This window comes from Sphingobacterium sp. SGL-16 (assembly GCF_011043515.1).
In the GTDB taxonomy this organism is placed as follows: domain Bacteria; phylum Bacteroidota; class Bacteroidia; order Sphingobacteriales; family Sphingobacteriaceae; genus Sphingobacterium; species Sphingobacterium litopenaei.
Genome location: NZ_JAAKGQ010000045.1, coordinates 1 through 24226, shown reverse-complemented (window position 1 = coordinate 24226; position 24226 = coordinate 1). Strand labels below are relative to the sequence as shown.

Here is a 24226-nt window from a genome sequence, read left to right as displayed (position 1 = left end):
TTAACTTTTTCATTTTTGAGTTATTTTTTAGTTTGTTGTTGAAATTTAATTATTTATTTAAAAATCTATGCAAATATAGATGGTTGAGAAAGCTAATAGGTATTAAAAACTGCCATAAACCTTTAATTTTTTGCAATATTTTACTTTTGTAGCGTTTCAGCTACAAAATGTAGCTACTTACCTTCCTTGTTGTAGATGAGTGGATTACAATGGTAAAATTTCGTATAAAACATCTACAGTATATGACAATGATTTATTGCCAACATTATTAAAATATGTTTGTAGTTTATTTTGTGGAATAGGCTTACCAAAATATTTAACATCTAACTGCTCATCTAAAACCGATGCACTTCCTGTGTTGCTAGCTGATAAATCTGTAAATTCTACGCCAGATAGAGTAACGATTTTTCCTGATGTTGCGCCTGCTAAGTTCTTTCCAACTTGAATTTCTAAAATTTCATTTGCTTGAATGTTTTGCGCTCCTTCTGCGCTAGTACGGTTTAATACTGCTTGAGAAAGTTTAGCTTTAACTTTATAGCCCGAACCAATGGAGGAAACCTTCAACTGGTTGGGAACATTTTTAAATATACCGTTACGGTAATTATTCGCATCAGCGTAAGTTAAATTTACAATATCGCCCTACTCCCCAGATGGTGTTGCTCCCGATCCGATTTCAATACTTTGAAAAGAATTTAAATTTACGTTCACTTTCACTTTTACTGGAGCTGGTGATGAATTTTGCGCATTAGCACTGAAGGTAACTCCTAGTAATACTGCTGCTGATAAGATTAGATTTTTCATCATATTTATATGATTCTCTTTTTTTTCTATAGGGATAGTCTATATAATTTTTCCTCGACTATAAGGCTTTCCTATTAGTTGTTGTGCAAATTTACAGCGAGATTTTATTTTCCACCTATTAAAAACTTCAAAATAGTATGAAAATGTACTATTTTGTAGAGACCAAGCTACAAGTATATTTAATTTATACTAAATGAAAATTTTACGTCCCAAAGTCATCCCTTTTTTAGACCTTGTATGGCTACAATTATATCCCCTTACAGCTATCTCAAGGTGGATATTGTAGTTCAAATTGATCTAATTTGTAGCTGAGTTATGGATTAAATGAAAGAGTATTTATTGCTCAAATGGTGTTCAGTACAATTAGTTTGAGCTACAAAGTGTTCACAAGTGTTCGAGGATATTTTGCACTTTGGGGTTTAATTCTTTTTTGTTTGATCTCTTTAAGAGAAGAGAAAGTTTGGGGCTAGTATTCGTTAAACCCATGGTCTTTGGAACCAAAAAATCATGCAAACAAAAAATCCTGCTTTACAAAGGAAATTTCTTTATAAAGCAGGAATTCTTACTTAGCTTTTTACTTAGTCTCTATACTATAAAGTACATCATTATAAAATACGATTGTTTTATTTCTTTCTGCAAAACGAATAATGTTTTCGCCTTTTGGGCCTTTATACTGTATGTTGTATACCGCAGAAGTTGTGGGAACACTGCTTGATATAATTTTTCTACCTTCAGTCGTTAGTACACTGGTAGAAAATTCTACTTCACTGTTTTGCGTTGTTGAAACAGGGCTTACTTGAATATCAGGCATAGATACTCTATCTTCATCTTCACTGCCAAGTTTAACAAACTGATTGTTGGCTAGCTTAACCTTTACCTCATACGGTGTGGTGCTAAATACAGATAGATGCGCATTTTTTGTTACCTCTACCCCTGTACGATAATCGTCCAAGGTATTGTAGTTTAAATTTACTACCTGTTGATCAGGGTTAATTGTTAAATTCTGCACGTGATTCAACACGATGTTGATTCTAACTGAAGGTTGTGCAAGAAGGTTGTTTATTCCTAGAATAATAATACCCAATAAAAGTATAAGCCCGCGCATATCATAGTTATGTAATGTTATTGTAATATAGGAAATTTATGTATTACATAACATATTGCGAAAGCTTAAAAAAAATGATTAAAGTCATTTCGTTAGGAAATATCCTGATATTCAAGGGTGTAAAATTTTAAAATATTTATTTTTTTCTAATTTAATTTACGCGTTTTAATCATTTATGGGTAAGTCTAAATTTTCTTTACGCGCAGGTGAGCAGACGATTTCACTTGTCAATTGTAAGTGGATCTTTTAGGGATATATTCGATTTAAGCCTTCATTATTTGCTGCTTTTGCTCCACTTCTACACGAAAGGCTTGGAATAATAGCATAGTCTGGTTGCATTCCCCTACAAAGCGCGCTCATGCTTCTGGCCGAATTGCATACGATTGAGAATTACGCTCTAAGTGCTCAGGAAGGACACCCGTTTAGGCTTTTTGGTGAATTCTGGGATTTCTCCTGTAGTTTTTTAATTGCTTCTTGCAGCTCTTCTCCAACCTGTTCTATCAGCGGAGCAGGAGCATTCAGGCTAAACATATCTAACTGGCCCGCTATGGCTAACTTAACCAGTTTATCCGAACGTATACCAAAGATCTGACGACGAAGATTATCTAAATCAGCGAGCAGTAATGCGCGCTTCTCCTCCAAGCTAATCTTCTGCTTGTTCAGCGTTGTGTATTCCTTGTTCAGGGTTATATATTCCTTTTTCAGGGGTGAGTTTTCCTAACTCAGTGTGGCATTCTCTTGGCTCAACATCTACTTATCCAAAGCATGTAGCTTTTCCAATGCAGCCTTTTCACGTAGGCTAGCCTCATAGAGCGCTTTATAGTCGATGTTTTCCACAGCACAAAAATAAACTTTACGCTATTATAAACCATATTTTCGCCTGCTTATGTCCAAACCATTTACACTTAAAAGTGTGGAAAACACACGAAAAAACTGCTAATTAACAACAGGTATACGCTAGTAGCGTTAGCGCAAAATCAACCTTGGCTCGTGATAGAAAAGCGCTTGCGACGACGAACACTTTCCAATTGAATGCCCTGAAAGATTAGCTTCAGATATGCGCTACTGATTCGAAAGTCCCCACGGCCGGTAGCGGTAGGAACTTCAAAAGTACCACGCTCTAGCCGTTTGTGATAAAGAGAAAAACCATCACCGTCAAAGTGAAGAAGCTTTACTTTGCTAGGTGATCGGTTAAAAAATATATAGATCGCTCGGTTAAGTGGGGCTTGCGAGAGTTCCTTGCGCACTAAACCGCTTAAGGAATCCATCCCGCACCGAAAGTCCGTGTCTCCAATATAAAGAAAATACCGAAAAAACCGAGGAAAGCGATAACATTATAACAACGATTTTAGGACCCAAGCATCTACCGATTGAAAAAAACGGATACAATGGCCATCTTTATGCTCAATTTCTACGATAAGGGTTAGTACTGTTACTTGCGGTAACAACCAGAGGAACGAAACCAGAATTCACGCTATTGGCATGGGAATCCATTTGCCGGAACTTCTTAATCCAATAATGGAATTGACCTTCGCGTAGATTATTTTCCAAACAGTACGAACGCTGACTAAGACCACTGCGTTGCCAGCAAACATAATGATTGTGCATTTCGCTCGAAAGATTACTTATTACCATAATTATAAATTTAATAAGGCAAAGCTAGAAAGTTAACCTATTCAAACATACAGGGGGATAACCAGATGCTTACTCATGTACTAAAATTAAATATGATAATTTTCTTCAGAAAGAGGGGGGGCATAGACCTAAAAATTAAGTAGCTATTTGTTATTATAAGTTACTTAACAAACTTGAAAATTAACTATACAAGTATATCGACGAATGTTTTATTTGATTTTAAATCAACCCGCTGAGTTTAATCTAGTATATTATTTTTCCAGCAGCAATTTCGATTAATATTTCAAAATTTATGTAATTGTTATACACTATCTTAGAGTAAGCAATAAAGACTTGGGGAAGGACTTGTGCTTTGCTTACTTTGTTAAATAATGGAGATCTTTAAAGTTCATTGCTAATTTGATGGTGAATCATATTACCAATGAATTCCGTAATTCAGTAGGGGTCAATCCCGTTTTTTTGTGGAAAAGTGAGCTGAAATTATTTTCATCATTAAAGCCTAGTTCCCATGCAATTTCCTTTATACTGGAATCTGTGTAAAACAGCTTTTGTTTAGCCTTTTTAATAAGCCCATCTGTAATAACCTCTTTTGGGGTTTTTGACAAACTTTTCTTTGTAATTGCAGCTAATCGTCTTGGGGATATACTAAGCGTTTCAGCATAAAACGATACATTCTTTTGTTGTTGCACGCGCTCATTTATAAGCTCTTGAAATTTCCACAGCAATTTCCTTTCATGGCTATTTATTGCCGTAGGAGTTATTTGATTTTTTGATAATTCCAAAAATATATAGATAAATGTTTGCGTAAGCATTAGATGAATCAAATCCTTAACCAGAGGGTTTGGAATTTTATCTTTCGCTTGTGTTAATTCTCCTACCATGAATTGAGAAAAGTCTATATAATCCTTGGGTATAACAATTTTTACATAGCCCTCCGAGGGATGCCCCATTGTTAGAACTTGCTTAATTAAACTACTGTCCTTTTCCGATATGCAATAAAATAGATCACTGAAGAAAACATATTGGAATGAAAAATTTTCTTTTAATTTAATTTTTGTTAATGATGTATAGAAAAGAACTGAATAAGGTTCTAAATCTACATTTCTATTGTTAATTATTACATTATTCCTAGTTTCCTGGGTAATGATTAAATTATAACATGATTGCGTAAGATTATACGTAGCGTTCTTTTTTAAGTTTTCAGCGCTAATGTGCTCAATGCCAAATTCCATATTTGCTTTTAATTTACTTGTTTTTGTAGTATATATATTTATGTTTTGGTTCCCCCTTTTTTTATTTATCTTAAAAAATTTAATGTCAGGTATACATATTTTTGATATTATATTTATTGGTCACTTAACCAATTGGTTGTTAATTATTTTCAGATTTATTCTATTAATTTGCAGTTATCAATATACATAAATAAATGTTTATAAAAAGTCAGAAGCATCGTAAATAAGAAAAAAAATGGCGGAGGTTTAATATAGCAGTGATTGCTATATTTAATTCGCTAAAATAATACTAACGCCATAGTAAATATAAACGTGTTTTCTCAGATTTTAGGCGTAGTAGACCGTGACATTTTTAATAAAATTAGTTCAGAAATACCAATTCGACAAGCATCATAAAGGAGTCAACAGTTGGACAGACTTTGTTAGTATGCTTTTCTGACATCTTTCATCTGCAGATTCCGTTCGTGATATTTCTAATGGTCTGCGTAGTACTACAGGTAACAAGGGCCACATGGGTATCTCTAGGGCACCCAGCAAGTCCAATTTATTCTGCTGGCAAAGAAATAGAGATACAGTACATTCAACTAGGGAGGCTGATGCAAAACGGTTACATTGAACGTATCAACCGCACGTTTCGGGAAAGTATCCTTGATGCCTACCTCTTTACACAGCAAGTACAGATACTTGCAGAAGAATGGATTAAGGATTACAACTACAAAAGAACACATGAGTCATTGGGAGGAAAGATACAAATGGAATACGATACCCTGCCGGCGTCATATTATTAATAGGTCAACTTTAAAAAAGATTGACCTATCGATAGCAACTATTTTTAAATTTGAAAACTCGCCTGGATGCCAGGCCGAAAATAGGGAGCGTTACACCCCATTTAGTTGTTATTTTTTCCAAGGGTATGATCTAGAATTTTATGAATATCCTGCCGGTTGATTGGCTTAATCATATAGCCATCAAGAAATTCGTAATCATATATTTTATTCGTATCTAGTGATATGGAAGATGAGCTAATAATATATATAGTTGATTTGTAGATGAAATCAAATTGATTGACAGCCAAATTTTCAACCAATTCCCAACCATTCATTATCGGCATATTTAAATCTAATAGTAGCAAATCGGGAAATAATGATGGCCGATCTTTAATAGAATTGAAATGTTCCCACGCCTCAAGCCCATTTTCAAATGTTTCGATTTCAATAGTACATGAAGGATATGATTTAATAAAATTTGAATATAAAAACCGATGTAGAATGTTATCCTCAACAAGTGTTACTCGAATTGATTTCATGATAAATACACTTTTTATGTGAGTTACTCGGAAAATACTAAATTCTAACTCTAATAGAATTAAACGCGCATGATATACAATTCTATAGCGGAAAAGGCTAATACTTAATGATTTAATTTGCTCTCATAATTTAGATTCCATACGCTCTAATCGAGGGGATTTCCTTATCCTAAATATACAAAAAATAATTTCAAACATTTTTCATTATATGGAATATTTTTTTTTTTTAAAATACTGTTTGCCATACAATTTATTCAGTTTTAAAACCTTTTAGCTGGGTTTTGAGTTGTGTTGCTTATGACCCATCTCCAGCTGCTGGAGTGTGTCAAGTGGTAAGCTTTACGGTTTTTTTTCATCATTTCGAACACTTCAGAACCGCTACAATTTACCCAGATGAAAAAATTAATTCGCTAATATAAACTATGACTTTTTAATAATTAGGGTATGCTATTTTCTACATTCCCTGGAGCTATCATGTACATGGGAAGCAGCTTTTCTATTTACTGATTCATTTTATAATCTACCAAAATTTTAATTCTCCCGGGGTAAAAGTTAACATAAGGATAATCATAAAAATGACGCAAAGAATATTAAGTTTTATATCTTTGATTTGAAATTAGTAGAACTAACTGGATATCAAGTTTAATTATGCATTCTCTGTCAAAGGATATAATTCATGCTGTAAAGCAGGGAGATAGAAAAGCTTTTGAGATTTTTTACAACACCTATTCTTCATTTGTTTATCAGGTGGCCTATAAAATTTTAAGAGATCCTTATCTTGCAGAAGAAGTCGTGCAGGAAACCTTTGTCAACTTGTGGGTAAACAAAGAGTATATTGACCAGAGTAAAGAAATCACCTCATTTATTTTTGTTATCGCTAAAAGAATTTGCTTAAATAACCTACGAAAACTCAAGTATGCAAATACCTATTTAACACAGGTGTCTGTTCAACATATAAATGATGTGCAGGAGAAAATTGAATATTCAGAATTTGAAAAATCAATGATTTCAAAAGTAGCATTATTGCCAAAGCAGCAAAGGATAGCATTTGAATTAAGTAGATTTGAAGGTTTTACACACCAGCAAATAGCTGATAAAATGGGTGTTTCTCCCCATACTGTTAAAAACCATATAGCGCAAGCATTAGCCTATTTGAGGAAATCCTTCAGGGCCACTAAATATGAAATCCCCCTTTTAATTATTTTTTTTCTTTTCAACTAGTACTACACCCTTAGTTATGTGTACTGTATAAAAAGACGGTACATTGGACGAGCAAAGACTTAAAATATTATATAAGAAACATTGTAACAACACATTAACGGCGCAAGAGTTTGAGGAATTTCATCAGGCTCTAGAAGATATTGATGCCCAGTCCCTTCTTAGTCTCTATGCCGATAGTGGTCAGGACAATGCAGCTGACTCTTTTGCTAAAGAAGATGTCTTTAATCGTATTTCAAGCAAAATAGATGATATAGAAAAGCAGAAAGAATTTTCTATTAAAAAGTCCAATAAGGTGTTGTATTATAAAGTTGCAGCTGCTGTGGCTGTGCTCTTTATTTTCTCTTATTTCATTCTGAATCATATAGCTCATAATTCCAGTATAGAATCCAATAAGTCCGCTCTTGAAAGCTTATCCAAGGATAATACTAAAGCCCTAGCTAGTAACAGTAGTAATATTCAATTTGCTGATGGGAGAACTTTAGACCTAGATTTATTGCCTGATGATAGTATTTCCCATAGAGGTTTATCTATTGTTCGTGTTGCAGAAAACGAGCTGACTATACATAATGAAGCAGGCTCGGCAGACTTCGATTTGAATAGCTTTCATATGTTTGCCGCCAAAAAAGGATCTACACTAAAGTTGACCCTGCCTGATAAATCCACCGTGCATCTTAACTCGGGATCTAGTATAAATATTTCTTCCAGTTATGGTATTAAGGATCGTAATGTATTGCTCAAAGGAGAGGGATTCTTTCAGGTAGCGCATAACAAAAATACCCCCTTTATTGTTCAGGTGAAAGATGCACAAATCAATGTCTTAGGAACAGTATTCAATTTATCTGCATATGATCAAGATAAAGAAGTTCAGGCAACATTAATAAGTGGATCCATTGCGGTAAATACAAGCATTGATCAAACCGTTATTAAGCCAGGTCAAAAGGCAACAGTAGGTTCCCAATCTGCAATCCGGGTCGATAGTAATGTTGATCTAAATCAGATACTAGCATGGCGTGAGGGCGTATTTAGGTTTCAAGATCAGTCGATTGAATCCATCTTGAATGAACTCTCCAAGTGGTATTATATAGAAGATGTCCAAGTGGCAACTAACCTTAAAGATAAATTCACAGGAAGCATAAAAAGAACAAAGCAACTTAAAGATGTTTTAACAGCAATACAGGAGGTCTCTGATTTGCATTTTGAATTACAAGAGGGGAGGGTGAAGGTGATGAAGTAGAGATAGATTACCTAAAATTTTTTAAAGGGCAGTACGGCAATACTACCCCTTAAGAATATAATACTTGGCCAATAAAATTGTGTGTAACTTATAAAACCAAATATAACCAAATGTATAAAAATATTACTTCAATTGTGCGGACCCACCCACAATTGTTTAAATGTGTACTTATGATGAAATTCATTTCATTTTTCGTATTCGGATTATTTATACAAACTCAAGCTAATGTGTTTGCGCAAAAAATAAATATTTCGGTATCAAAAGCAGAACTCTCAGATGTACTTAATATTGTTCAAAAACAAACGGATTTGGACTTTCTATTTAATAGCTCTGAGTTAAAAAATGTCGGAAAAATTGATCTGCATATGAAAAATGCTGATCTACAAGCCGTATTGGACCATTGTTTAAGCCCACGTGGTCTTGTATATAGTGTTCAAAATAAGACCGTGCTGATAAGAAAAGCACCGGAGATCACGGCGAACTCTTCTATAAATCAAGGGCAACAAATGTTGCTTCAAGGAAAAGTTGTTGGCGATGATGGCAGTCCATTGGTAGGAGCTTCTGTAAGAATTGTAAACAGTAATGCCGCAACAGCGACAGCAGAAGATGGATCTTTCTCCCTTAAAGTAATTCAAAGAGAAGGTCAGGTGATAATCACTGCCATGGGATACGAAGATAAAACTATTGCTTATCTCGCTGGCCAGCCTGTAAATGTAATGCTAAATGCTAAATCAAGTGATCTACAGGAGGTGGTAATCGTTGGGTATGGTGTCCAAAAGAAGGCTAACTTGACGGGTGCTGTTTCACAAGTCAATGCCTCAGACATAGCACTTAGACCTGATGCTAATATAGCAACGGCTCTGCAAGGGTTAATGCCAGGACTAAATATTCAGATTAATAATGGAGACCCATCGGAAACGCCAGATATTAATGTACGTGGATTTAACTCCATTAATGGTGGAGGTCCACTTGTATTAATTGACGGAATTGAAGGTAATATAACACGTGTTAATCCAAATGATATAGAGTCGGTGACCGTATTAAAAGATGCCGCTTCAGCAGCGATATATGGAGCGCGTGGAGCTTTCGGGGTAATACTTATTACCACAAAAACTGGAAAGTCAGGTGTAACATCCATTAACTATTCTAATAATTTTGCTTGGACATCTCCAGCTGCAAGGACTGATTTTATTACCGATCCGTATGTGTACGCAAAAACTGTAGATGCAGCCCTTTATGGATATAATGGTAGTAGCTATAGTCAGTATAATGCTATGGACTGGGAAACAATTAGAATGGTTGCCGATGGACAAATTTCACCATTTCATGAATTGCAAGCTGATGGAACAAATAAATTCTTCTATAAGACCAATTGGTGGGATGAATTATTTCGTAAGAACCAATTGTCAAATTTTCACAATGTCTCGGTATCAGGGGGATCGGAGAAATTAACTGCTTATTTCTCAGGAAGGGTTTATGACAGACAAAGTATTAATAATATTAATAAAGATGCAGGCATAGAACGTCAGAACTTTAAATCGAATATTGTATTCCGTCCTAACGACTGGTTAGAATTGTCTGCCAACACGCAGTTCATAAACGAGCGTGATAAAGATTATGGCGGTTTTTCAAACGGATTCGGCGGTTTATGGAGTACAACGACTTGGTACAATTTAATGGCCTTCTACCCCGTGAGTGTTGATGGCATTCCTGCAGATATTGGTACTGGTACGGGTGGACAAGGTGGTAATGCAGGATTATTTGCTGGGAACTCTTGGCGTGTATTTACTACAGAAGAATTTACCAATACTTTTCGTGCAGTAGCTAAGCCTGTTAAAGGATTAGTGTTAAATTTTGATTATAGTAATCGTATTGATAATACAGGCAGAACACTACGCTTAAACCAATTTGAATATTTAAAAGGTAACAGATTAAACTATACCGTAGAGGGGCTTAACCGATTAACAGAGTATCGCTGGAAAGATAAATATAATGCATTAAATGCTTTTGCTACCTATAACCTAAAATTAGATTCAAAACATAATTTTAAATTGCTGGCAGGTTTTAACCAAGAACAATTTAACAGAGATCGCGTAGAGGTAACTGCCGATGATTTGTTGTTGGAAGATCTCTCCAATCTTGCTTTAGCTACTACCATGAATAATATTTCGGGCTCGGCAATGGATTGGGCTGTGAGAGGATTTTTTGGGCGCTTCAATTATGATTATGATAATAAGTATCTCCTTGAAATGAATGGACGCTATGACGGTTCTTCACGTTTTCCTCAAGATAGCCGTTGGGGATTCTTCCCCTCCGTATCGCTAGGTTGGCAAATGGATAGGGAGAATTTTTGGCAAAACCTAAGGCCTTATGTTTCCTCGTTTAAACTTAGAACATCATATGGTAAATTGGGTAACCAAACTGTAGATGTAAATACGTTCAAAGAGCTGATGAACGTAACGCGATCTAATAATTGGTTAAATCAGGGCAACCCATTAACAATAGCACAGATGCCTGGACCACTGCCTAGTGTAGTGACTTGGGAAACCACTAGAAGCTTGAATTTTGGAGCTGATATTGGTTTGCTAAATAATAAATTATTCTTGAATTTGGATGTATACCGTAAGAATGTAGAGGGGATGTATCTTCCTGGAGAGCCATTGCCTGCAGTATTTGGTGCTAGTGAGCCTAAGGAGAATTACGCAGGTCTGCGCAATGAAGGCTATGAGCTGAATATTTCCTACCAGAATAGTTTTGATGTGCTAAGCTCCCCATTGAAATTCCGCGTATCGGCAAATGTTTCCAATTTCAAAGGTATCATCACTAAATATAATAACCCTAATGGATTGTTAAGTTCTTACTATGAAGGCCAGAGACTAGGTGAAATTTGGGGCTATCGTGTGGCTGGACAATTCCAGTCTGATGAAGAAGCGGCAGCATATCAAAGTACATTTACTAACCCAGCCACTTCACTGGCTCGAGTATATGGTGACATTTTTAACGTAGTGCAAAATAGTGAATGGAATTACCTGCGTGGTGGGGATGTAAAATATTTAGATTTAAATGGTGATGGAAAAATTGATAATGGCGAGAATACACTAGATAATCATGGAGACTTAGAGCGCATTGGTAACGCTACACCAAGGTTTCCATTTGGACTTAATTTAAGTGCAAGCTGGAAAAATTTAGACTTTTCTGTGGCCTTATCAGGAGTTGCTAGACAAGATTGGTACCCTACTGGTGAGCTATACTGGGGAACTTATCAAAGACCTTACTTATCGTTCTTGAGGAAAGATTTGGTGGATAATGCTTGGACTCCTGATAATAAAACAAATACCTATCCGCAGATATATAGAGGATATTCTTCACTGCAAAGTAATAGATCTTTGTATCAAATTAATGATTACTACCTAACTAATGTGGGTTTTATTCGCGCTAAAAATCTTACTGTAGGTTATTCTTTGCCACAAGAAATGACACGCAAGGTCAAAATAGAAAAGCTAAGGCTATTTTTTAGTGGGGAAAATATTTTCACATGGACTTTTGGAGGATTAACCAAATATATTGATCCTGAACAAGCAGGCTCTGCTATTAACCTATCTTCACCAGCTACGGCAGATGATAGAGGAGATCAGCGTGTTTATCCTATGGGTAAGACTTATTCTTTTGGTTTAATATTGGATTTATAAAACAGGTGTAAAATGAAGATTTCGATTCTATATATAAACATAATTATTCTAGCAGTATTGTCGTTTTTGAGTTCTTGTGACGATGATTTTTTAGATAGATCCTCTAAAGATAAAGTGGAGGCACCTTTTTTCTTTAATACGGCTAAGGATCTTGAAGTTGCATCAAATGCATTATATGCAATGTTGCCAGACTTTAGCATTTATACAGAGGATGCTGGTTCAGATAACTTGGTGCCACTAAATCCCAGTACAAAAATTCGTGGTAGCAGGATAGTTCCCGTGGGTAGCGGATCAGGGGGCTGGTCATGGGGTAACTTAAGGATGATTAATTATTTTTTAAGTAATTACCACAAAGCCGATGACCAAGCCGCAAAAGCAAAATTTAGTGGTATAGCGCGCTTTTTTAGGGCCTACTTTTACTATGATAAAGTGAAAACTTTTGGAGATGTTCCCTGGTATAGTACTGTTCTGGACGCTAAGGATCCAGCCCTTTATAAAGGTCGTGATTCTCGCATATTAGTAATGGATTCGGTGATGGCAGATCTGGATTATGCAATTGAAAATATTCCGGCTGAGAAACAAGTAAACTTAGTGACTCGCTACACAGCAATGTTATTGAAGGCACGAATTGCATTATTTGAGGGAACCTATAGAAAGTATCACGGTATAGCCGGTCATCAAGAGTATCTAACTCTAGCCCAGCAGGCAGCACAACAATTAATAAATTCTGGTGCCTATACCCTGTTTACTGAAGGAGGAAGTGAGGCTGCATACCGAAATCTTTTTGGAAGAAACAGTCAAAATGATATAGAAACTATTTTGGCCATTGATTATGAAACAGGAAAGCGCGTACATTCATTGGGAAGTTCTTTTACTTCTGCTACCCAAGGATCATACGGTATAACTAAAGACTTTGTAAATAGTTTCTTAATGAGTGATGGATCGCGTTTTACCGATAGGTCAGGATATCAAACCTATAGCTTCTTTCAAGAGATGCAAAATAGAGATCCACGGTTAACGCAGATTACCGCAGGTCCTGATTTTAAGGTAACAGGAAAAACTACAAGAGAACCCGTGAATTTATCTATCACAACAACTGGATATAGACTGATAAAAGCTCTTCCGGATAATTCACAGTGGGCAACTTCTGGATCTTTCTTTGACATTATATTATTTAGATACGCAGAGGCCTTATTGGTTTACGCAGAAGCAAAAGCCGAATTGGGCACCATTACTCAAGCTGACCTCGATTTATCAATCAATAAATTAAGAGCACGCGCAGGGATGCCGAATTTGAATTTAGTAAATGCCAACGCAAATCCTGATCCCTATTTGGAAAATATGTACACAAATGTTGATCAGGGTCCAAATAAAGGAGTGATTTTGGAAATTCGTCGTGAACGCCGCGCTGAGCTATTCAATGAAGGGTTTCGTTGGGACGATTTGATGCGCTGGAAAGCAGGCAAAAAGATTGAACAGCCGATGGTGGGTATTTATTTCTCAGGTGTTGGAAGTCATGATTTTAACGGAGACGGTAATGCTGATGTATTGTTACATACGGGATCTACAGCAGGTGCGCCTTCTTCTGTAACTTCTTTAGTAAACATTTTACAACGAACATTACGAAATCCACTCACTGGAGCGCAAAATGCAAATTCGGGAAATATCGATCCATTCCCAACTGGAGGGAAATTTGATGAAGAAAAAGACTATTTAGCACCAATACCTTCTGAGGATTTATTACTTAATAAGAATTTAGTGCAAAATCCAAATTGGTAATATGAGAACGTTCAAGCTTTTTCTAGTTTTTATTACATTATTTACGATGTCTTTATCACTGCTTTTTGCAGAGGTAAGACCCTCCTCAATGCCAATTGGATATTCCGTAAATATACAGGCAATTACCAAAGAGAAAATGCTTTATGCTAAGTCTTTAGGAATCCGTTACATTGAACTATCTAATATAGGATCTTTACTTAACAAGGACCTAAGTTTAAAGTATGATCAAGATTATTGGAAAGTAAAAATAGACAGTTTAAAAACGATACTAGATGCTACAGGTGTCAAAGTATGGTCTATTCATATGCCTTTCTCACAAAAGATTGATTTATCGCAAATAACAGAATCTCAGAGAACCGCAGTGGTACAGACACATATTGAGTTAATTAAGGTGCTCTCTGCTTTGAAGCCCCAAATTATTCTTTTTCATCCTTCGTATTATTTAGGAAACAATGAACGAGAATTAAGGATCTCACAGTTGGTGAAATCGGTAATTGAATTGAACACAGAAACCCGCCGTCATAATATGCAAATGGTGGTTGAAAACATGCTAGGTCCGCAGCTGACAGTAGGTGAAAGAGAAAGACCCTTAATGCGCACTATTGCTGAGTGTGAAACCGTGTTCTCCCTTTTTCCTGATGATGTAGGACTTGCCGTAGATATGTGCCATATTATGAACTCCGAATTATTAATTGAAAGATTTGGATCACGTGTCAAGACTTTACATGTGTCCGACGGAGATGGACTTTCCGAGGCCCATTATCTTCCATGTAATAAATTAGGTAAAAATAATTGGAACTTAATATTTGCGGCACTAGAGAAGATTAATTATACAGGTGTATTTATGTATGAATGTAAATATACTGACGAAAAGGAACTTAAAGATTGTTATGATTTTTTAGAAGCTGATTATAACAATTATAAACTTAACAACAAACGTATTGAATTATGAAGAATATTAATTGTTTAATCTTAATAATTGCCTTTGTTTCACTCTTCATAGCTTGTAAAAAAGAAAATAATACTTTTGAAAGCAAGCTTATGATAGGAAATGCCTATTTGGAGGTAAGTAATAAATCACAACGTTACACTTTTGATGTCCTATCAAATCAAAATATTGAGGTTAGTACTGAGGCCTCGTGGATTACGCTGGATAGTGCTAATTTTGAAAAAGGAAAAAATAAAGTTGGATTTACAACCCTGGCTAATGAGGATGATGAGCGCTCGGGAATAATACTGGTGAAAATGGGTGCTGAAAATGAGCGTGAGGTATTAGTTGTTCAGGAAACCGGGAAAGCTCCCGTATTTTATGTAAAGCCTGATGGAACTGGTGATGGTAAATCTTGGGCTAATGCAACAGATTTGAATACAGCTTTGGAAAAATCTACCACTAATAGTATCATCTATTTATCAGAGGGTATATATAAACCAAGTAAAACAATTAGAAATGGTGATGCAACAAACCAAGCGGATAATACATTCGAAATTGCTAAAAATTTAACCCTAATCGGTGGCTTTGAAGCTAATGCTACTTCTGCCTCTAAATCGAATCCTAGTATTTATAAAACAATTCTTGATGGACAGCTCTCAGCTTCTGTTAATTGTTATCATACGGTAACCATTACAGCAGCATTTGATGCCGAGTCAAAAGTTTCAATCAGCGGAATTATTATAAAAGGGGGGAATGCGACCAATAGAGGAAGTAACGTAACAATAGCTGATGTACGATATAATCGCGGCTGGGGTGGCGGAATGCTAATTGCAAACGCCAAAGTTGAATTAAATGATGTAGAAGTTGTTGATAATAAAACATCAAACTCAGGAGGAACTGTAGGTTATGGAGCTGGAATTTATGCCTTTAATAATGCGGATATTACATTTAGAAATGTAAAAATTAACGATAATAAAGGCGGAAATAATGGTGGAGGGATGTGGTTAGCTGATGGTAATTTAACCGCTTATAACTCACAGTTTAACAATAACTCCGCATCAGGCACGGCAGCAGGACTTCATGGATACCCTAACGCCACTATTACATTATATAACTGTGAAATAAAGAACAATTCTAATACATCATATGGTGCAGGTTTGTATGTTCGTGAGAATTCTAAGGCTTATGTCATCAATTCTCTTATTTCGGGAAATAAGTCAACATCTGCCAATGGTGGAGGCGGAGTAATGCTATACGGTGGCACTACAGTTTATTTAATTAGTTCAACGATAGTGAATAATACATCCACAGGACCTGGAGGGGGAGTTTATAGACGTAATCTGGTGAATAATTTAGAAATTTACAATTCTCTGGTAGCCGGTAATATACAAGCCTCTACGTCTAAAGATGTAGATAATTTTGTTGAGGCAACAGCTACTAATCCAACTATTAGAAATTCTGTTATTATGACTTCTGTTTATTCCGACCAAGGTACTATAGAGGCTGGATCTTCTTTTGTTCCTAGTGCTATGCTCAATAGTGATTTTATGCCTATAGGACAAAACAATCCAGCATTAGTTAAGGGGGTAGATAAAGAAGGGTTATCTGCTTACGCTAGTACGTTCAATCCAATATTTTCTGATCATATTACTAAAGATATGTTTGGTGCTGAAAGACAATTAAAGATAATGGGATATAAAGTTAAGTAAGGATGAACAAGCTATTATTTATCTTTCTTTTAATATTGTTTTCTCTGCATGTAAGTATGGCTTCCAGCCCTAAGACTATAATGTTAGTTCTAGGTTCGGACAATCCAGAAATTCTGGCTACTCGAATACAAATAGCTAATCGATTGTATAAAGTGCAAAATATAGATAAAATAATTGTCTCTGGTGGTTGTGGTGCGCATAAGTCTTCGATCTGTGAGGCTAGTGTTATGTACAATGGATTAGTTCAATTAGGCATTGAGCCCTCAAAGATATATAAAGAGGAAAATGCAAAAACAACTGTTCAGAATTATGTGTTTAGTCGTGTGCTGAAGGATGAATATGGATCGAACATTATTCAAAAAGGCGATACCGTATTCGTAGTTTCAAATCACTGGCATGCCGTATCTGTTGCTGCACGCTTGAGAAAACATGATGCAGTACATGCGAAGTTTTTTATTGAAGGAGACCTAAGCCCTAAAGAAAATGATAAACTTGATTATGTGTCTATCTTCAATGGAGAAATAGATAATGAAAAATTTATTAGAAATGCCCTCTGGTTGACACCTCAAGTATCATGGGAAAATAATGATAATACCTACTATCTCATGGATTCTACTATCTATGAGGTGAATGGTGGAAACCTCATCAATATTATTCAACGAAACCATGTCTTTAATGACCCTAAAATTTCCGATCAAACTGGTACTTGGTCTTTCATTGATAATGGCAATACATGGTTTATAAAAACTTCAAATAAGATTTATGTTGTTAACAAAAGGAATATGAAAGTTAAAGAGATACTTTCATGGGATAATTTTATAGATAATGTTCCTAATGACTGGAGAATTAATGGTTTTAATGCTGGGATAATATTAAATGATAAGTTAGTGCTTTTTTCAAACAATGCTGTTTTAATCGCTGAGAAAAGAAATAATAAATTCGTGTTTAAAAGGCAAGCAGAGGCCAAGCAGCTCATACCAAATTGGCCATTTTCTTGGGGAAAATCTAATGTCGCAGGTGTTAATTATCAGAATAATAGTCAGGAAATAAATCTTTATAGAAACAGAGAGTATTTAAAACTTGATAAGCAGTTGAATATCATTCAAGAACCATTGAAATTAAATGTTAAATGGGTTAACAACCCCTAATTATTTACTATGAAAAACAGAATTTTATATAGTATTCTATTTTTATTCCTTTTTGTAAATTGTTCTAAAAAAGAGGAAGGAACACAACTCCCATACGATTACACTAACGTCGAGAAATTAGACGTTAAAGCAATCTTAGCCAGCACCAAGTGGGACGTAAAAACCGTAGCCGAGGGTATAGAGTGGAAAAGTTTTCATTTTAATAATTTGTTCGAAACAAAACAGTTTGTTACTATTTTAGAAATAGACTTATCAAAAGGTGCAAAAATAGAATTACCATTTGTCTCTTCAGGTTTTCTGAAGACAAGTGAAGCGGCAAATCAGCATAATGCATTAGTTGCGTTTAATGGGAGCTATTTTAATACTACATCGGGCGGCTCAACAGTATTCTTAAAAAGTGATGGCAAAGTTATCAAAGAAACAAATAGTGGCTTTAACAGCTACAGAGAAAATGGTGCATTAATATTAAATACCTCTGGATCACCAAGCATAGTGATGAAGCCCTCAGCAGGATGGTCATCAATCACTGAGCCTACAGCGCTGGCAGGAGGTCCACTTTTAATATTTGGCGGTAAAGAATTAACTCAATTAGAAGTAGACTTTAATACCGCTAGACATCCTAGAACCGCCGTGGGACTTACATCCAATAATAAATTATTAGTCGTCGTCGTTGATGGACGCGCTTCTTCATCAAGAGGCATGTCTATTGCAGAGCTTTCAAGCTTCATGTCCGCATTAGATTGTGTTTCAGCGCTTAATTATGACGGAGGTGGATCATCTACAGCTTGGGTTAAAAATTATGGTGTTGTAAATCACCCATCTGATAATGGTAAGTTCGATAATGAAGGTGAACGCGGAGTAGCTACAGTATTCGTTATTAAGAAATAATTATTTTTTATAAAACGGAGCGTAAAACCCACAGGCTAAAGACCTGTGGGTTTTACGCTCCGTTTTATAAAAGAACATGAATGGTCAGGTGGATTGACGAAGACGGTACTGATAAACCTCTTCTAAAAAACATGATGCTCAATATGCCGGCACACAGTATCCATTTACGAGTAGACTTAGATTCTCCCACATAGAGAAATGGCAAAGGGCACTTTATGTTCAGCATTTTTGTGCCGATAATATCATCGCATTATGTTATGAACACGCCATCTGTTGCTTTTCTATTCCCCCGATAAACTTATATATGGGAATCTGTTTTTCCTGTATCTGTAGGCGCATTTCAGAAGGATTATGGAAAGTTGTATGTTGTCGGGATTGGGTGGAATACTAATGGTTATCTCTCAAAAGAATGCTTATGTCTTTTTTCCAAAAAATTTCTTTAAACATTCAGTTTGAATGGCAAGAAAAATAATTATTTCTTGCCATTCAAACTGAATTCACGCTAATGTTGATAAAAGAATTTACTGATTTTAATTAAGGATAATGTTTTATCAAATATTCGTCATAATTATATTTTGCAAAATTAAATTGTGTACAACACAATATTAATGTTCTACTTTTGTTGTATAATAGTTTGGCATGAAAGAAATATTGAAATTATCTAATCAGCTTTGTTTTCCAATTTATTCTCTTTCAAAGGAAATAAGTAATGCTTATAGACCTTTATTAGAAAGTCTTGATGTTACCTATCCCCAGTATTTAGTTTTACTAGTGCTATGGGAGTACAAGAAGTTAAATGTTCGCGAAATAGGAGAGCTATTGCATTTAGATAGTGGGACCTTAACACCTTTACTTAAAAGATTAGAAGCAAAATCTTTGGTTAATCGTAATCGCAGCACTATTGATGAACGTATTGTAGAAATATCATTAACCCATAAGGGAGCATCATTAGAAGAAAGTGCGGAATGTATACCAAAGCAATTAAAAGAAAAATCATCGCTTACCGATCAGGAACAAATTCAATTAACACATATTATAAATAAAATTTTAAATACCATAAAAACATGAAAGCATTATACACTACACAGGCTGTTGCTACCGGAGGTAGAAATGGTAAAGTAAGTACAGAAAATGGGGTTTTAAATATTGAAGTAAGGATGCCCAAAGCATTGGGAGGAGCAAATGATGATTATCTGAATCCTGAAATGTTATTTGCAGCAGGATATTCTGCATGTTTTGATAGTGCTCTTAATCTTATTATCAGTAAAGCTAAAATCAAAACAGGTGTTACTAGTGTTACAGCTAAAGTGTCTATTGGACAAAATGGTGCAGGTGGTTTTGCTTTAGCTGCAGAACTGCATGCTAATATCCCTGGAGTAAGCCTTGATGTGGCCAAAGATTTAATTGAAAAGGCACATGAGGTATGCCCATATTCAAATGCCACTCGTGGTAATATGGATGTAATATTAGCAGTTTCAAATAACGATTAAGTATGGCTTTAATACAAGATTTACAATGGCGTCATGCCGTAAAAGCATATGATTCTTCAAAGAAAGTAAACGAAGAGGATATCAATAAAATAGTAGAGGCAGCGCGTTTAGCACCTACATCTTCAGGCTTACAGCCCTTTCATGTTTTGGTGATTAAAAACCAAGAAATTAAAGAAAGGTTAACTGCTGGGGCATTGAATCCAGATTGCATGCGTGACTGTTCACATGTGTTAATCTTTGCGGCCTGGGATCGTTACACAGCAGAGCGCATTGATGAAGTCTACGATTGGACAACTCATGAGCGAGGGTTACCTCAAGGCCGTTTTAGTTCTTATACTGATAAGCTCAAAGAAATGTATTTGAACCAGACAGCAGAAGAAAATCATGCTCACATCGCTAGACAGACATATATTGCACTAGGTTTAGCACTAGCGCAAGCTGCAGAGTTAAAAATTGATTCTACACCCGTAGAAGGTTTTGATAATTTGCTTGTTGATAAAGAATTAGAATTGGATAGCCTAGGATTAAAAAGTGTTTCCTTGATGTATGTCGGATATGCTAATAAAGAGAATGATTGGTTAGCATCTATGAAGAAGGTACGCAAACCGTGGGATAAATTTTCTATAAGGTATTATTAATATTAAAGTATGGCTGTTTATTTTGTATTCTTGTTTACAAAATAAATACTTGATAACTTGTGGGTTGAATATTCAAACCCCAAATGATTTTAATAGATTAATTTGGGGTTTAAATCCTGCAACTTTTGAAATAACTATCAATTATAGTTTATACGCTAAGCAGAAAAGAAAAAACCATAATTCAATTTTTAAAGAATATATAGCTAACTGTACCCTTTACAATAAGCAATGTAGTCTAATCATTATAAACATTAAACTCAAGAAAGATGGCTTCACTAAAACAAAAAATAGTACGGTTTTTTTATCCTCTAATCCGAAAAATAGGTAAGGTGGGTAAAAATGGAATTGTTCTATCTAATTTAAACCATGCTGCTCCCAAAGAGCCATTTCCCATAGAATCTCTGGTGCTAAATAATGGAAAACACTTAACGTCATCTTTGGTTGCTGGGAAGAAAATAATGATTGTTAATACAGCCTCAGATTGTGGGTATACAGGGCAGTATGAAGAATTGCAGGCTTTATATGAGCAACACAATAAAAAACTTATGATAATCGCTGTTCCCTCAAATGATTTCGGCCAGCAAGAAAAAGGTAGTAATGAGCAGATAAGTCAGTTCTGCCAAGTAAATTATGGAGTTTCATTTCCTTTAACATCAAAAAGTGTTGTAATTAAGAATGAAAACCAGCATCCTATTTTCAAATGGCTAAGTAATGCCCAAGTAAATGGTTGGAATGACCATGCTCCAGATTGGAACTTCAGCAAATACCTGATCAATGAACACGGGGTTTTAACGAATTATTTTGGACCCTCTATTTCTCCTGTTGATAAGTTGATTATTAATACAATAGATCAGTGAAATATAAGTTGTAAAGATAGCAATGTTATAATAACATAATTAAGTTCACTCTTGGATGAAGCAGATGCTAATAATAAGAAGCGCACATTAAAAAATATGCTTTAATAAATCATCCTTCTGACAACGGGTAAGTTGGATAATGAGAGTGAACTAGGAGTAGCTACATTATTTGTAAGGTAAATTTAATTTTTGAAAACAGGATTATTATCTGCTCTAACTTCTCAAGCAATATCAAAAGAAAGCTATTAATTATCTAGTTTTTAATGTCGTTGAACATATAACAAAAAAAATATATGTTAATTTACATGATAATAATCGGAAATAAACCGATTAAAATGAAGTTATTTCACAAACATTTTATGTTAAAATACTTGCGTTAAATCGGTATTTTTCCGATTTTTGTAAAACAATTTAACAATTATGGACTTTAGATATTTAGCCAAACAGTTCAATAATGCACCGTTCACCAGACAGGTCATGCTGGATATGCTTAAAGATTACAAAAGACCAAATGATAAAATTAGTGAACTTATTAAAAATGGAGACCTCATACTCTTAAAAAGAGGACTATATATTCCTGGCAGAAATACAGATTTAATAGCGCCAGAACCCTTTTTAATAGCAAATTATTTGTGGGGTCCGAGCTATGTGTCACTTGAGACTGCTCTTTCCTACTGGGGGTTTATTCCTGAGCGGGTCTTTGAAATAAGTTCCGTTACGATGAAGCTCTCAAAAAAAATAAAAACGCCTGTTGGGAGGTTTACATATCGGTTTATGCCTTTACCGTATTACAGCTTTGGAATAAAAAGCGTAGAACTCATATCGGGACAAGTTGCCCTTATAGCTTCACCTGAAAAAGCATTATTTGATAAAATAATCAGCAAAGCAGGACTTAATTTACGAAGCATATCCCAAACATATGATTTTTTGATTGAAGACTTACGAATAGATGCTGAAAGGCTACAAAAACTCAATATTAAGGAATTAAGTTCATGGATTCCTGATGCGCCAAAAAACGAAAGTTTAAGAACACTCATTAAAACCCTTAAAAAATTATGATTAAAGAATGGATATCGGAATATGAACCTAAAAACACAGAAGAAGTACTTTCAGCTTTAAGGGAAATCATGCAAGAAGTGGCACTAGCCGGTCTTTCAAGGACAAATTTTTTTGAAAAGGCTGCATTTTATGGTGGAACGTGCCTACGGATATTCTACGGTCTAGACCGGTTTTCTGAGGATCTTGATTTTTCACTTTTGGAAGCTGACCCAAATTTTTCCCTTGAACCTTATTTCGAAGCTATCTTAACTGAGTTTGAATCTATCGGTATGAAGGTTAGCATCCGAGAGAAAGAGAAAAAAGAAAAAACAAATATAGATTCAGCCTTTCTGAAATCTGAAACAGAATGGAAAGAGCTGGTATTGGAAGATATAGTAAAGCAATCTGGTATTAAATCTACCAATAGGGGCATAAAGATTAAGATAGAAGTCGACCGTCAGCCACCTCTCGGGTTTACAACAGAAATGAAACTATTAACTCATCCCTTTTCCTTTTATGTAAAATGTTTCGACAAACCGAGTCTATTTGCAGGAAAAATGCACGCACTCCTATTCCGCAAATGGAAAAATAGAGTGAAAGGAAGGGATTGGTATGATTTGGAGTGGTATATAAAAAAAGGTATATCTCTTGATATAAACCATTTTAAGCTTAGAGCAATAGATACTGGTGACTGGAAGGAAAAAGAAATGACCCAAAATGACATCTTAGAACTTCTTTATGAAAAAATCAAAACTATTTCATTTAATCATGTAAAAGAAGATGTTGTTCCGTTCATAAAAAATGATGCAAGCCTTGAAATTTGGGGGCAACAATATTTTACTGACTTAGTAGAGAAACTTAAATTCCAGTAAACACAGCTCGATCAAGCTCTTATGAAGTTAATATTCCTTGCAAAATTTAAAATATCATTCCATAATGCTCTAGATTTATAGTAGATTATAATTTAATAATAACACTAAATTATTCTAGAATCATTTTTGAGCCACTTTTATCCTTAAAAAGCAACAAATGGCCTCTAAATATTACTATTTAAAGACCGTATAGCAAGCTTATTAATATAATAATTATACTTCTTAGGGTATTATTAATTTGTATCGATTTTTTTTGTTTACAAATTACTATTAATATCTAAATTCTGGATTTGTCACATAAATTGATAGTATTTTGGGTAAAGGTAAAGGAATGCAATTAGTCACGATATTAGGATTATTGATTTTAATGGTTGAGGATATGTTCGATTCCTTTTGTGTTTATTATCTGGAAAATTTAAGCTAAACCATCTTGTGAACGATCGTTCACAAGATGGTTTAGTCCTATATCCTTTAAGGATCTAAACATGGCGGTAGGAATGATTTCCTAACTGCACATGTGTTTGATTTCGTTTATATATCTATTATAATGTAACTGATGTACTCCTATCTGTTGAAAGTATTCCGTGTTCTAAATATTTTTCTACGGTGCACCAGTTAGTTTGTGTTTTTCGAGCTATTTCAAATGCTGTGTC

Annotated in this window: 22 protein-coding genes and 1 pseudogene; 15 read left to right on the top strand and 8 right to left on the bottom strand. The window is 35.1% G+C overall.

What is annotated here, in order from left to right:
• Window positions 1–204: 204 nt before the first annotated feature.
• From G5B32_RS13370 to G5B32_RS13345, 7 genes and pseudogenes are all read right to left on the bottom strand, one after another.
• The gene (locus G5B32_RS13370) at window positions 205–564 is read right to left on the bottom strand and encodes a hypothetical protein (protein ID WP_165292026.1); all 360 of its coding nucleotides are present in this window, start codon (window positions 562–564) and stop codon (window positions 205–207) included.
• Window positions 565–639: 75 nt separating this feature from the next.
• Window positions 640–804: a hypothetical protein gene (locus tag G5B32_RS13365; protein ID WP_165292025.1), complete on the bottom strand. Its 165-nt coding sequence runs from the start codon at window positions 802–804 to the stop codon at window positions 640–642.
• 571 nt (window positions 805–1375) lie between these two features.
• Window positions 1376–1906: a hypothetical protein gene (locus G5B32_RS13360; RefSeq protein ID WP_165292024.1), complete on the bottom strand. Its 531-nt coding sequence runs from the start codon at window positions 1904–1906 to the stop codon at window positions 1376–1378.
• 405 nt (window positions 1907–2311) lie between these two features.
• A complete protein-coding gene (locus G5B32_RS17120; protein WP_206366900.1) occupies window positions 2312–2548 on the bottom strand; it encodes a hypothetical protein in 237 nt (78 codons plus the stop codon).
• 335 nt (window positions 2549–2883) lie between these two features.
• Window positions 2884–3204: pseudogene (gene tnpB / locus G5B32_RS17725) on the bottom strand (IS66 family insertion sequence element accessory protein TnpB); the annotation flags it as partial.
• Between the two features lie 106 nt (window positions 3205–3310).
• Window positions 3311–3541 carry an IS66 family insertion sequence element accessory protein TnpA gene (gene tnpA, locus G5B32_RS13350; RefSeq protein WP_165292023.1) on the bottom strand — a complete coding sequence of 77 codons (231 nt, stop codon included), beginning with the start codon at window positions 3539–3541 and terminating at the stop codon, window positions 3311–3313.
• Window positions 3542–3951: 410 nt separating this feature from the next.
• Window positions 3952–4773 carry a helix-turn-helix domain-containing protein gene (locus G5B32_RS13345; protein WP_165292022.1) on the bottom strand — a complete coding sequence of 274 codons (822 nt, stop codon included), beginning with the start codon at window positions 4771–4773 and terminating at the stop codon, window positions 3952–3954.
• A gap of 476 nt (window positions 4774–5249) precedes the next feature.
• On the opposite strand from G5B32_RS13345, the gene G5B32_RS13340 reads away from it, so the two are divergent.
• Window positions 5250–5561: an integrase core domain-containing protein gene (locus G5B32_RS13340; RefSeq protein WP_165292021.1), complete on the top strand. Its 312-nt coding sequence runs from the start codon at window positions 5250–5252 to the stop codon at window positions 5559–5561.
• A 101-nt stretch (window positions 5562–5662) separates the two neighbouring features.
• Here G5B32_RS13340 and G5B32_RS13335 read toward each other — a convergent pair whose 3' ends face one another.
• Entirely contained in the window at window positions 5663–6079 is a 417-nt protein-coding gene (locus G5B32_RS13335; RefSeq protein ID WP_165292020.1) for a response regulator, read from the bottom strand.
• A gap of 648 nt (window positions 6080–6727) precedes the next feature.
• On the opposite strand from G5B32_RS13335, the gene G5B32_RS13330 reads away from it, so the two are divergent.
• The 14 genes from G5B32_RS13330 (at window position 6728) to G5B32_RS13265 (ending at window position 23573) form a co-directional block, all read left to right on the top strand.
• Window positions 6728–7300 carry an RNA polymerase sigma factor gene (locus G5B32_RS13330; protein ID WP_165292019.1) on the top strand — a complete coding sequence of 191 codons (573 nt, stop codon included), beginning with the start codon at window positions 6728–6730 and terminating at the stop codon, window positions 7298–7300.
• A gap of 43 nt (window positions 7301–7343) precedes the next feature.
• Window positions 7344–8534 carry a FecR family protein gene (locus tag G5B32_RS13325; protein WP_165292018.1) on the top strand — a complete coding sequence of 397 codons (1191 nt, stop codon included), beginning with the start codon at window positions 7344–7346 and terminating at the stop codon, window positions 8532–8534.
• Window positions 8535–8704: 170 nt separating this feature from the next.
• Window positions 8705–12223: a TonB-dependent receptor gene (locus G5B32_RS13320; RefSeq protein ID WP_240899063.1), complete on the top strand. Its 3519-nt coding sequence runs from the start codon at window positions 8705–8707 to the stop codon at window positions 12221–12223.
• A 12-nt stretch (window positions 12224–12235) separates the two neighbouring features.
• Window positions 12236–14002, top strand: coding sequence for a RagB/SusD family nutrient uptake outer membrane protein (locus G5B32_RS13315; RefSeq protein ID WP_165292017.1), 1767 nt, complete (start codon window positions 12236–12238; stop codon window positions 14000–14002).
• A gap of 46 nt (window positions 14003–14048) precedes the next feature.
• The gene (locus G5B32_RS13310; protein ID WP_206366899.1) at window positions 14049–14954 is read left to right on the top strand and encodes a sugar phosphate isomerase/epimerase family protein; all 906 of its coding nucleotides are present in this window, start codon (window positions 14049–14051) and stop codon (window positions 14952–14954) included.
• A gap of 89 nt (window positions 14955–15043) precedes the next feature.
• Window positions 15044–16642 (top strand): BACON domain-containing protein, encoded by a 1599-nt coding sequence (locus tag G5B32_RS13305; protein ID WP_165292015.1) that lies wholly within the window; start codon window positions 15044–15046, stop codon window positions 16640–16642.
• Between the two features lie 56 nt (window positions 16643–16698).
• Window positions 16699–17790 (top strand): YdcF family protein, encoded by a 1092-nt coding sequence (locus G5B32_RS13300; RefSeq protein ID WP_165292014.1) that lies wholly within the window; start codon window positions 16699–16701, stop codon window positions 17788–17790.
• A 9-nt stretch (window positions 17791–17799) separates the two neighbouring features.
• Window positions 17800–18678, top strand: coding sequence for a phosphodiester glycosidase family protein (locus tag G5B32_RS13295; RefSeq protein ID WP_165292013.1), 879 nt, complete (start codon window positions 17800–17802; stop codon window positions 18676–18678).
• Window positions 18679–19317: 639 nt separating this feature from the next.
• Complete coding sequence (locus tag G5B32_RS13290; RefSeq protein WP_160070374.1) at window positions 19318–19746, top strand: MarR family winged helix-turn-helix transcriptional regulator; 429 nt, start codon at window positions 19318–19320, stop codon at window positions 19744–19746.
• Entirely contained in the window at window positions 19743–20168 is a 426-nt protein-coding gene (locus tag G5B32_RS13285) for an organic hydroperoxide resistance protein (protein WP_165292012.1), read from the top strand. The genes G5B32_RS13290 and G5B32_RS13285 overlap by 4 nt, the downstream gene beginning before the upstream one ends.
• A gap of 2 nt (window positions 20169–20170) precedes the next feature.
• Window positions 20171–20806, top strand: coding sequence for a nitroreductase family protein (locus G5B32_RS13280; RefSeq protein ID WP_149914155.1), 636 nt, complete (start codon window positions 20171–20173; stop codon window positions 20804–20806).
• A 266-nt stretch (window positions 20807–21072) separates the two neighbouring features.
• Complete coding sequence (locus G5B32_RS13275; protein ID WP_149914154.1) at window positions 21073–21663, top strand: glutathione peroxidase; 591 nt, start codon at window positions 21073–21075, stop codon at window positions 21661–21663.
• 420 nt (window positions 21664–22083) lie between these two features.
• Window positions 22084–22722, top strand: a complete 639-nt coding sequence (locus tag G5B32_RS13270) for a hypothetical protein (RefSeq protein WP_149914153.1) — start codon at window positions 22084–22086, stop codon at window positions 22720–22722.
• Window positions 22719–23573 carry a nucleotidyl transferase AbiEii/AbiGii toxin family protein gene (locus G5B32_RS13265; RefSeq protein ID WP_149914152.1) on the top strand — a complete coding sequence of 285 codons (855 nt, stop codon included), beginning with the start codon at window positions 22719–22721 and terminating at the stop codon, window positions 23571–23573. The genes G5B32_RS13270 and G5B32_RS13265 overlap by 4 nt, the downstream gene beginning before the upstream one ends.
• Window positions 23574–24226: the final 653 nt, after the last annotated feature.